General features: G+C 70.3%; 4 protein-coding genes. 2 read left to right on the top strand and 2 right to left on the bottom strand.

The annotated features are described in order from the left end of the window. Window positions 1-253 precede the first annotated feature (253 nt). Entirely contained in the window at window positions 254-697 is a 444-nt protein-coding gene (locus FNH05_RS34180) for a DUF7674 family protein (RefSeq protein ID WP_144592987.1), read from the top strand. A gap of 188 nt (window positions 698-885) precedes the next feature. Here FNH05_RS34180 and FNH05_RS34175 read toward each other — a convergent pair whose 3' ends face one another. Further along, window positions 886-1,449 carry an HdeD family acid-resistance protein gene (locus FNH05_RS34175; RefSeq protein ID WP_144592986.1) on the bottom strand — a complete coding sequence of 188 codons (564 nt, stop codon included), beginning with the start codon at window positions 1,447-1,449 and terminating at the stop codon, window positions 886-888. Next, window positions 1,446-1,895: a DUF7144 family membrane protein gene (locus tag FNH05_RS34170; RefSeq protein ID WP_246128113.1), complete on the bottom strand. Its 450-nt coding sequence runs from the start codon at window positions 1,893-1,895 to the stop codon at window positions 1,446-1,448. Before FNH05_RS34170 ends, FNH05_RS34175 begins: the two co-directional genes overlap by 4 nt. Before the next feature lie 284 nt (window positions 1,896-2,179). On the opposite strand from FNH05_RS34170, the gene FNH05_RS34165 reads away from it, so the two are divergent. Further along, a complete protein-coding gene (locus tag FNH05_RS34165) occupies window positions 2,180-3,781 on the top strand; it encodes an oleate hydratase (RefSeq protein WP_144592985.1) in 1,602 nt (533 codons plus the stop codon). Window positions 3,782-3,807: the final 26 nt, after the last annotated feature.

The following is a 3,807-nucleotide window of genomic DNA, read 5'->3' as shown; positions in this document are numbered from 1 at the left end:
CCGCTGCTGTGAGGGGACCCCTCACAGCAACCCGCATCCCCCTTTGCAGGCCCTCACCCCCGGCCGGAGGGACCGGGGCAAGCCGTGAAGGGTCCCTTCACAGTCAAATCGGCTGTGAAGGGACCCTTCACGGCCAACACTCACGCGACCTTGCCGGAGCCCCGGTCGAAACGGCTGTGAGGGGGCCCCTCACGGCGAACCGCGGCCGGCAAAGGGCGCGCTTTTTGTCGGACGGTGTGAGTAGCCTGAGGCGGTGATCATTTCTCGGGCACCGGTGGGCGCGCCGTCGTGGTGGCCGGATCTGCTGCGCGGCAACGGGATTCTCGCCGACCGCGACGGCAGGGAGCTCGCGGCCTGGACCGCCTTGGCCGGCCCGGCCGCGGAATTCCCGCTCGCGCTCCGGCTCGCCGCGCTCGCCCGTGCCCTCGCCGCGCACCTGTCCGAAGTGGACGTCGAGCACCGGCGGCGGCTGTTCGAGATCCTGGAACGGGTGTTCGTGACGGGCAGCGAGTACGACGCGGCAGCGGTGGCCACGGGATTCTTCGAGGCGCTGCTCAACGCCTGGGACCGGGGTTTCCCGCTGCGGGCGGTGTGGTCGCAGCTGGGCCCCGAATCGCGGGCGTACTGCCTCGCCTGGAACGAACTGTCTGGGATGGACAGTCCGGAGTGGATGTACGAGGGCGACGTCGGGCGTTGACGTCCTGGGGGAGGGCGCCCCGCCCAGGAGAAACGGCCGCGGCGTTCGCGGCGGCTTCCGTTCCGGCCGTGACGGCGAGTTCGGCCGGCCGGGCATCGAACTCGACGGCGAAGGAGCGTCCGGCGCAGGTCAGGCGTCCGGTGGTGACCGACTGGAACGCCAAGGCCCACCGGTGGGATCTTTCGGGTCTAAAGGCCGCGCGGGGACGGCGTCCTGAGTTCGAAGGCCAGCAGGATGTCCGAAACACCCCGGAGCAACGCGCTGAGCCCGACCCACAGCACGAGTGCGGCGGCCGAGTGCGCCGGGGAACCGGCCGCCCAGAAGGCGATCCCGAATGCCGCGGCGGCGAGAACCAGGCGCAGCCACCACGGGCCGTTACCGGCCGGGCGCGCCAGTGCCGCCACGAGGTCCGAACTGCCCTTGGCCAGCAGGAACCACGCCACGATCCGGATCAGGGCGTGGAAGGTGGGCTGCGGCCAGACCAGCGCGACGAGTCCCAGTGCGAAGAACGCGGCCGCCAGCACCGGATGCCACCAGCGTGCCCCGGACGGCAGCGCCGAATAGGCCAGCTCGCACAGCGCCATCGCGATGAACGTCAGCCCGGTCACCACCGACAGCGCCCAGGCCGAGGCCCGGTCGAACTGGAAGACCGCCAGCGAGAACACCAGCCAGGCCCCGCCGAGGACGAGCGGGACCCACCAGGCGGGCCGGATGGCGCCCGCCACCGGGTTCCCGGTCGCCGGCGGCGTCACCGGGCCGGCTTCATTTCCCGCCCGTGGGCGATGATCGCGTAGATGATCACCACATCCAGTGCGATGACCAGCGCCGACCAGGCGGGGTAGGCGTTGACGAAGCCCAGGTTCACCAGCGCGCTGATGGCGGCGAGGATCACGCCGACGACCCGGGCCACCGTGTTGCCGGAGAGCAGCCCGATCCCGACGAGCACCGCGAGGATGCCCAGGGCGAGATGCACCCAGCCCCAGACGACGTAGTCCACGTTCACCACCAGCCCGGAGGCGGTGATGAGGTAGTAGCCGGGGTTCACCACGGCGACCAGCCCCTCCACCGCGTGGAACAGGCCGAGCAGGATGAGCATGATCCCGGCGAAGGCGATCCAGCCCGTCCACCCGGTCACGTGCTCCGGCCGGGCCACCGGGCCCGGGAAGTCCCCATCCGCCGTGTGCGGGGTGTTGGCCATGAGTCCTCCCTGTTTCGGTAGAGGCTCTAGCTCAGCAGGATCCGGTGTGGGTGGCGTGCGTGTCCTCCTCCGCGGGGGATGAACCGGACGGGGCGGGACGTGGCGAGGACGCCTCACCCGGTGCGGACGAGGCGAGGCGGCGGTCCGGTCGTTCCCTCCGTCCACAGTAGACGGAGAGGGTCGGGCAGTTCGGCCTGCCCGATCGGGACGTTGGGCCCTCCAGCCGGCCGGGACCGGCGGGCACGGTGGGGGGTGCGGATGTCCCGCGGAAGACAGGAGGTGCCATGGGCACGAGCAGGCTGAACGAGCATCTGTGGATCGTGGGCGGCGGAATCGCCGGTATGGCGGCGGCCGCGTTCGCGATCCGCGATGCGGGCTTGCCGGGAGACCACGTGCACATACTCGAAGAGCTCGGCCTTCAGGGCGGCTCGCTCGACGGGGCCGCGTCGCCGGTCCAGCCCGGCGCCTACGTGACGAGGGGCGGCCGGATGCTCGAAGAGGAGGCCTACCGGTGCGTGTGGGACCTGTTCTCCACCATCCCGTCCCGCGACGATCCGTCGATCTCGGTGAAGGACGAGATCCGGCGGTTCAACGAGCGGGTGAAGACCCACGCGAAGGCCCGGCTCATCGACCGGGACCACCGCATCCTCGACGCCGCCGACTACGGCTTCTCCCTCACCGACCGGTTCGACTTCCTCCGGCTGATCGCCACCCCGGAGCCGATGCTGGGCAGCAAGCGCATCGAGGAGCTGTTCCACCCGCACTTCTTCGACACGCACTTCTGGCAGATGTGGCGGACCACGTTCGCCTTCCAGCGCTGGCACTCCGCGGCCGAGCTGCGCCGCTACTTCCTGCGCTTCATCCAGGAGTTCGGCCGCATCCACACACTGGAAGGGGTGCGCCGCACCGTCTACAACCAGTACGACTCGATGGTCGTGCCGCTGCAGCGCTGGCTGCTGGCGCAGGGGGCCGAGGTCCGGTTCGCCACCAGGGTGCTGGACGTGGACTTCGCCGGAACCCCGGAAACCGGGCGCCGCGCCACCCGGCTGCACGTCCTCGACCGCGAGGGTGAGCACCGGATCGAGCTGGGGCCCGCCGACCACGCCGTGATCACGCTCGGGTCCATCACCGCGGATTCCACCTACGGAGGCAACGACACGGTTCCCGAGCTCATCCGCGACCGCCGGGACCACGGCTGGTCCCTGTGGGAGAACATCGCGCGGAAGGCGCCCGATTTCGGGCGGCCGATGACCTTCTTCGGCGCGGTGGACGAGCACAAGTGGGAGTCGTTCACGCTCACCATGCGCGACCGCGTCCTGCTCGACCGCATCGTCGCCTACACCGGCAACGAGCCCGGCACCGGCGCGTTGATGACCTGGGTGCGGTCCGGCTGGCATCTGTCCATAGTGGTTCCCCATCAGCCGCACTTTCCCGGCATGCCGGAGCACACCTACACGCTGTGGGGCTACGGCTTCCAGGTTGACGACGAGGGCGACTACGTCCGCAAACCCATGGCGCGGGCGACGGGCAAGGAGATCGTCACCGAGCTCGTGCACCAGCTGGGCTTCGAAGACATCCTCGACGAGGTGCTGGCCGGCACCGACGTGACCAGCGTGATGATGCCCTACGCCTCGGCGCTGTTCGCCTGCCGGGCGCCGGGCGACCGGCCGAAGGTCGTGCCGGAGGGCGCCCGGAACTTCGCCTTCCTCGGCCAGTTCGTGGAAATCCCCGAAGACGTGGTCTTCACCGTCGAATACTCGGTGCACGCGGCGATGATCGCCGCCTACACCCTCTTCGGCGTCGACCGGCCGATTCCCCGGATCTACCGGGGCCTGCTCGACCCACAGGTGGCGGCCAAGGCCACCCGCACCCTGATCGGCGGGTAGCCCGGGCCGGGCGCTCCGCGTCACCC

It is taken from the genome of Amycolatopsis rhizosphaerae, assembly GCF_007713715.1.
Taxonomy (GTDB): Bacteria; Actinomycetota; Actinomycetes; order Mycobacteriales; family Pseudonocardiaceae; genus Amycolatopsis_E; species Amycolatopsis_E rhizosphaerae.
Note: the sequence above shows the minus strand (reverse complement) of the source record. Positions and strands in the feature narration are given on the sequence as shown.